The organism is Streptomyces durocortorensis (assembly GCF_016901035.1).
Classification (GTDB): Bacteria; Actinomycetota; Actinomycetes; order Streptomycetales; family Streptomycetaceae; genus Streptomyces; species Streptomyces durocortorensis.
This window is the reverse complement of sequence record NZ_JAFEUF010000305.1, coordinates 1-6,904: the sequence shown is the minus strand read 5'-3', so window position 1 is coordinate 6,904 and position 6,904 is coordinate 1. Positions and strand designations below refer to the sequence as shown.

3 protein-coding genes are annotated in these 6,904 nt (G+C 76.6%); 1 reads left to right on the top strand and 2 read right to left on the bottom strand.

Annotated features, from left to right (window positions below; genetic code table 11):
- Together JS521_RS32160 and JS521_RS32155 are read right to left on the bottom strand one after the other, a co-directional pair.
- Nucleotides 1-1,174 (bottom strand): serine/threonine-protein kinase (locus JS521_RS32160; protein WP_205086436.1); only part of this gene is annotated, 1,174 nt, incomplete at its 3' end.
- Nucleotides 1,175-1,353: 179 nt separating this feature from the next.
- Nucleotides 1,354-3,024: a serine/threonine-protein kinase gene (locus tag JS521_RS32155; protein WP_205086435.1), complete on the bottom strand. Its 1,671-nt coding sequence runs from the start codon at nt 3,022-3,024 to the stop codon at nt 1,354-1,356.
- A gap of 492 nt (nt 3,025-3,516) precedes the next feature.
- Between JS521_RS32155 and JS521_RS32150 the strand changes: the two genes are divergently transcribed.
- A partial coding sequence (locus JS521_RS32150) for an FHA domain-containing protein (RefSeq protein ID WP_205086434.1) occupies nt 3,517-6,904 on the top strand: 3,388 nt, incomplete at its 3' end.

The following is a 6,904-nucleotide window of genomic DNA, read 5'->3' as shown; positions in this document are numbered from 1 at the left end:
GCCAGCCCCCGACCGCGACGGCGGCGCAGAGGGCGACGGCGGCGGCGCCGAGGGTGAGGCGGCGCTTGCGGACGGCGGCGGCCTTGTTGCGGGCGGAGCCGGGCCGGGGCCTGCCCGGGGCGCGGGGCGCGCGGGCCGTGCCGAGGGGGCCGCCCGCCAGCTCGTCCGGGGCCGGGACGCGCATGCTCGTGTGGGTGTCCCGGTTGGAGTCGGGGGCGGAGCCGGGCACCAGCGGGACCTCGGCGCGGCGGCGGGCCTCCTCGGCGGCCGGGGTGTACTGCTGCTCGTCGTACGCGGGCTGCTGCTCGCTCTCCTCCGGGCCCGGCTCGTCCACCTCCAGCGGCGGTATCCCCGCCAGCAGGGGCAGCAGATCGCGCAGCCGTACGGCCAGCTCCGAGGCGCGCAGCCGGGAGGCGGGGGCCTTGGCCAGGCACTGGACGAGGAGCTGCCAGAGCTCCTCGGGGATGCCGGGGAGCGGGACGACGGTCTCGGTGACGTGGCGGCGCAGAACCGCGCCGGGGTGGCCGCCGCCGAAGGGCGTGAAGCCGGCGAGCAGCTCGTAGAGGACCGTGGCCAGGGCGTAGATGTCGACGGCGGCCCGGGGCGGGAGGCCCTCGACGATCTCGGGGGCCAGGTAGTCCGGCGTACCGATGATCTTCGTGGCCTTGGTGCGGCGCGGGGTGTCGATCAGCTTGGCGACGCCGAAGTCGGTGAGCAGGGCGGGGTGGCCGCCGCCGGGGCCGAGCGGGCCCTCCATGTCGAGCAGGATGTTCTCCGGCTTGACGTCCCGGTGGACGATCTGGGCCTTGTGCGCGGCGGCCAGGCCGTCGGCGACGTCCGCGATGATCGCGACGGCGGCCTCGGGGGCGAGGCGGCGCTCGCGGTCCAGGCGGGTGCGCAGGTCGGTGCCGCGTACGAGGGTCATGACCAGGGCCAGGTCGTTGCCGTCCACCACGAGGTCCCGGACGGCGACCACGTGCGGGTGGTCGAGTCCGAGCAGGGCGGTGCGCTCCTGTACGAAGCGGCCCACGAGCTCCTGGTCGGACGCGAGGTCCTCACGGAGCAGCTTGATGGCGACCGGGCCCTCGGGCCCTTCGCCGAGCCATACCGTGCCGGCGCTGCCGCGCCCCAGGATCTGGTGGGCCGTGTACCGGCTGCCGATATTCCGTGCCAAGACTGCTCCCTCAGCGGCTGGCGGTGGACCCCCGGTCGACAAAGTTACGCGGCGTTCGGGGTGTCACGTGCCCAGGATGGCACCGAGCTTCACTTCTCCGGGCCGAATGGGCCCGGAGAAGTCGACAAAGGGACAGTGTTACGGGCAAGTCGAGCCGTCATGAGTCGGGCCAGGGCGGGTCAGGCGCCGTCCGAGCCTTCGGCGCTGTTGCCGACCTTGGAGACCCAGTCGGTGACCGTGCCGATGGCGTCGCCGATCGCTTCCCAGTAGCCCTTGCCCTGGGCGACCCAGTCCTGGAGCGGGGTCAGCTCCCAGATCAGCCAGCCGGCGACGATCAGGAGCACCACGGTGAACAGACAGCCCTTGAGGCAGCCGAGCCCGGGGATCCGCATCGGGTTGGCGCTGCGCTGCCGCGGCGGGCGTGGCTCGCGCGGCGGACGCGCGGCCGGCTGCTGGGGCTGCTGCGGCTGCGGGGGCGCGTACTGCTGCCGCTGGGGCTGCTGCGGCTGCTGGTAGCGCTGCGGCTGATGTTGCTGCTGGTACTGCTGATGCTGCGGGGGCGGCTGGCGGCGCTGGGGTTGCTGTTGCTGTTGCTGATGCTGCTGCGGCGGCTGCTGGCGCTGGGGGCGGCGGCGCAGCGGGTCCTGGCTCGGGTCCAGGTACTGCACCTGGGTCTGCTCGTTGCGGTCGCGGGCCGCCTGGAGCTGCGACTGCCAGGGGTGCGGTCCGTCCGGCTGCGGGGGCCCGTCGGGGCGCTGCGGCACGGGCGGCATGACGGCGGTCGGGTCGGCGTGGCCGCCGCCGGGGCCCTGGCCCTGTCCCCCGGGGCCGGTCTGCGGGAGCACGTTGGTGGCGGCGCCCGGGTCGTAGGAGCCCGCGTTGCTCGGCAGCACCTGGGTGGGGTCGGCCGCGCCGGGGGTCTCCGGGACGGCCGTGGGCGCCGGGTCGGGGGCGAGCAGGGCGCCCACCCCTTCGGCGGCGGCGATCTGGGCGGAGTTCGCGTGGACGCCGATGCCCGAGGCGACCGTGCGCAGACCGCGGGCCAGGTTCTCGGCGCTGGGCCGCCGGTCCGGGTCCTTGCTCAGGCAGCGCTCTATGACCGTCCACAGCGGCGCGGGCACGGTGGAGGGCCGGCGGGGCTCCTCGCTGAGGTGCCGGTGCAGGACTTCGAGGGCGGTGCCCCCGGCGAACGGCGGACGGCCGGTGACCAGCTCGTACAGCAGGATGCCCGCGCCGTAGATGTCGACGGCGGAGGTCTGCGGGCGGCCCTCGGCGGACTCCGGCGCGACGTAGGCGGGCGTGCCGACGAACTCGTGGGTCCGGGTCAGCCCCGGGGAGTCGGCCAGGCGCGCGATGCCGAAGTCGGTGAGCATCGGGGTCATGCCGCCGTCGCGCTCGTCGAGCAGCACGTTGGCCGGCTTGAGGTCGCGGTGGACGACGCCGTCGGCGTGGCTGGCGGCGAGCGCGTCCGCGATCTGCGCGGTGAGCAGGGCGGCGGCGACCGGGGTGAGCGGGCCGTTGGCGCGCAGGTAGCGGTGCAGGTCGGGGCCGTCGATCAGGTCCATCACCAGGGCGAGGAGATCGCCCTCGACGACCAGGTCGCGGGTGCGCACGATGTTCGGGTGCGTGAGCCGCAGCAGGACGGAGCGCTCCCGCAGGAACCGCATCACCACATCGGCGTCGTTGGCCAGCTCCTCCTTGAGGACCTTGATGGCCACGGTCTCGCCGGGCTGACCCGCTACGGCTGCCTCGGCGCCCGCGGTCTCCCGCTGGCGGGCTCGCCAGACGGTGCCCGTGGCGCCGCGCCCGAGCGGCTCCTCCAGGAGGTACTTGCTGCCTACAGGCCGCACGTCATGCGCTCCCTGCTGATCGTGGTGCTTGCGGACCCCAGGGGGTGTCGTACCGCCCGGCCCGCCCGAATGTTCCGGCCCACTGTAATGCCGCCGAACGGGGCACCGGGGGCTCACGTTTCGGGGGAAGACGCGTGGACCGGGCCGATGGTTGCCGTACGGCCTCCCGGGAGTCGGCCGACCGTTCGATCGCCTGCACGGACTCCTGCCCGACTTCCGGCAGGCAACTCCCCCGGAAACCTCTCCGAGCGGCGGGATCCGGACGCAAGCAGGCACTTTTTCGCCCACAGCCGTCCATTCAAGATCATTTAAAGGTGACCGCCGGGCGTGTTGTCAGTGGCAGGTGCGAGGATGCCTCCAGCACGGACCCGCGGGCTCGGAGTCCCACGGTCCGTGACGACCTGTACGGACGACGTGTCCGTGCCGGGTGGGGGGAATCACAGGGCGTTTCCCCTGCCGGGCACCCCCGCGCAGAAGGGACCGCTGACGGCGATGCAGATCCGGCTGACCGTCCTCGCGCCGCGCAGCGGCCAGACCCCGGCGCGCACCTGCGACGTGCTCGTCACCGCCCCCGCCGGGACGGCGCTGGCCGCCGTCGCCTCCCAGCTGGCCGCCGCCGTGTCGGGGCCCGAGAGCTCCCAGGGCGGCGGGGCGGTCGTGCTCTTCGCCGGGCGGGAGCGGCTGGACGGGCACCGCATCGCACTGGGCGAGCCGCCCCTGGTGGACGGCGCGGTCCTCTCGCTCCAGGTCCCCGGCGACGACGAGCCGACGGACGACGCCGTTCCGGCCCAGCTCCACGTGGTGGCGGGGCCCGATGCGGGCGGCGTCCATCTGCTGCACGGCGGGCAGATCCGGATCGGCCGCTCCGCCGACGCGGACGTCCCGCTCGACGACCCGGACGTCTCCCGGCTGCACTGCGCGGTGACGGTCTCCGACGACGGCCGGGTCTCGGTCGCCGACCTCGGCTCGACGAACGGCACCTCGCTGGACGGCGTGGAGGTGCACGAGCGGCCGGTCCGCCTCGCCCCCGGCGCGCTGCTGCGGCTCGGCGAGTCCGCCCTCCGCCTCACGTCGGGCTGCCGCGCGGCGACGCTGCCGACCGCCCCGGACGGCGAGGGACACCTACGGGTGACCCGCGCCGAGACGGGGTCCACCGCCCCGGGCCAGGGCACCGGTGCGCCCTTCGCCGCGCTCACCCCCGGCCCCGGCCCCGCGTACGGCACACCGGCCTCGCCGTTCGCCTCCTCCCCTGCCGCCGCTTCTCCCGCCCCGCCGTTCCCGGCCTCCGGCTCCGCCGCCTCTTCCGGGTCCTCCGGTGCGTACGAGGGCTCGGGGGCGTACGAGGGCCCGGGGGCGTACGGGGCCTCGGGGGCGTCCCCCGACGCGGCCTCCTGGGCGGAGCCTGCCAAGGCCGCCGGGCCCGGCACGTACGCGCAAGACGGCGCCCCCGCCCGCGGCGAGGAGTTCACCGAGGCCCCGGCGCCCCGACGCGGCATAGGGGCCTGGGCGAGGCGGCTCAAAGGCGGCGCGAAGAGCGAGCAGACGGCGGGCCGGGAGACCGGGACCGGGGGGCGGAGCGACGCGTACGGAGCTGCCCGCACCCCGGACGCTCCGGGCTCCCGGGCGGCGTACGGCTCCGAGGCGCACGGATCGTCGGCGTACGGGTCGTCGGCGCACGGCTCCGAGGCCTACGGAACAGGGTCGTACGGGACAGGGGCGGACGACTCCGGGGCGCACGGAACCGGTACGTACGGCTCCGGCTCCGGCTCCGGCTCCGACTCCGACTCCGAGGGATACGGATCCGGCGGGTACGGCTCCGGCACACACGGCTCCGCGGCGGGCTCGTCGCGCGTCCCGGGCGGCTTCCCCGATCCGTCCGGTGGACCGTCGGGGGCCGGGCATCTCGCTTCCCCGGCCTCCCCCGGCTCCCCCTTCTCCGCGCTGCCCTCCGCCCCCGAGGGCACCTGGCCCGATCCGGCGGCCGTGCTGCTGACCGCGCTCGGCCCGGGGCCCCGGCTCTGGGAGCGCCACCCGGAGCACCCCGAGGCGCTGGTGGTGCGGCTCGGCACGACCGACCGGGCCGAGGTGCCCGGCGTGCCGGTGACCGTGGGGCTGCGGGAGGCCGGTTCGCTGGGGCTCGCCGGTCCGCGCGCCCGGCTGGCGGGGGGGGGCCGCGCCACGGTGGCGCAGCTCGCCGCGCTGCACTCCCCGTTCGACCTGGAGATCGTCCTCATCTCCACGGACCGCTCCCGCACGCCGGAGGAACGCCGGCGCGAGTGGTCCTGGCTGGGCTGGCTGCCGCACCTGCGCCCGACGCACGGGCAGGACTGCCGGCTGCTCCTCGCGTACGAGCGTGAGCAGGCGGAAGCCCGTACGGCCGAGCTGGTGCGCCGCCTCGACGAGGGCCCCCTCGGTCCCGGCTGGCCGCATCTGGACCGGGCCGCGGTGGCCGGGGCCGCCCGCGACCACAAGGGTCCGCACACCGTGGTCGTCCTGGACGGCGACCCCGGCACGGCGTTCCTGCGCGAGACCACGGCACGGCTGGCCGGGGCCGGCGCGGCGGCCGGGATCCACCTGATCTGTCTGGCCGAGACCCCGGCCGCCTCCCCCACCTCGCCGGTGGCCGCGACCTACGAGGCCGCCTGCCGGAGCTCCATCGCCTTCCGGGAGTGCGGGGCGGTCGCCATGCTGAGCGGCGATGTCGCCACGGCCCTGCGCCTGCTGCGCACGGCGGGCGGGCAGGCCGCGGGGCACGGGACCGTCGCCGCCGTGGACGCGGTGTCGGTGGCCTGGGCCGAGCGGTTCGCGCGGGCGCTCGCACCGCTGCGCGAGGAGGGCTCGGCCGCGCTGGCGGGCCGCCCGACGACCGCCGCGCTGCCGCCGTCCGCCCGGCTGCTGGACGAGCTGGGCCTGGCCCGCGCCACTCCGGCCTCGCTGATGGCCCGCTGGGCGTCCACGGCGGAGGCCCAGCCGGGCGCTTCGGCACCCCGCGCCGCAGCTCCCCCGTCACGCTCCGAGCTGGACAGCGCCAACTCCGGGCGCACCCTCAGCGCCGGCCCGCGCGTCGGCCCCCAGCGCACCGCGGCCTCGTCCCCCCATCACGACTCCGGCCGCACGCCGTATCCGGCCGCGGGCGCTCCGGACCCGGACCGCACCCCGTATCCGCCGCTCGACAGCCGCGACTCCGGCCGCACCCCGTACCCGCCCCTGGACACCCACGACTCCGGCCGCACGCCCTACCTGGGCGCCCAGCGCTCCGGCCCGGCTCAAGGGGCCGGCACCGGAGCAGGGGCCGACGCCTGGGAGCGGGGCGACGCCACCCCCGCGCCGTCCGGCCCCGGTCCCGGCAGTGCCACGGCCCCGGCCGCCGTCCACATCGGCCGCCCCGTCCTCGTGCTCGGCGCGGGCCCGCGCGGCCCCCTCGGCGTCGATCTCGCCGACGAGGGCCCGCACCTGCTGATCGAGGGCCCCCCGGGCAGCGGTCGCACCGAGCTGCTCCGGGCCGTCGCCGCCTCGCTCGCCTCCGCCGCCCGGCCCGACCGGCTCGGCATCCTCCTCGTCGACGGTTCCGGTGGTGAGCACGGCGAGCGCGGCGAAGGGCTGCTCCCCTGCACGGAGCTGCCGCACGTCTTCACGCATCTCGTGGCGTCCGACCCGGTCCGGATGCGGGAGTTCGCCCAGGCCCTGGGCGGCGAGCTGAAGCGGCGCGCCGAGCTGCTCGGCGACCTGGACTTCGCGGCCTGGCACGAGCGGCACGGGCAGCAGGAGGCCGCCCCCCGCATCGTGGGCCAGCGCCCGCCGAGCGGCGCCGAGCGGCGGGGCGATCTGGACTCCCCGGCCAGCGGCACCCTGCGGCTGCGCCCCGCCGCCGCCCCAGTCG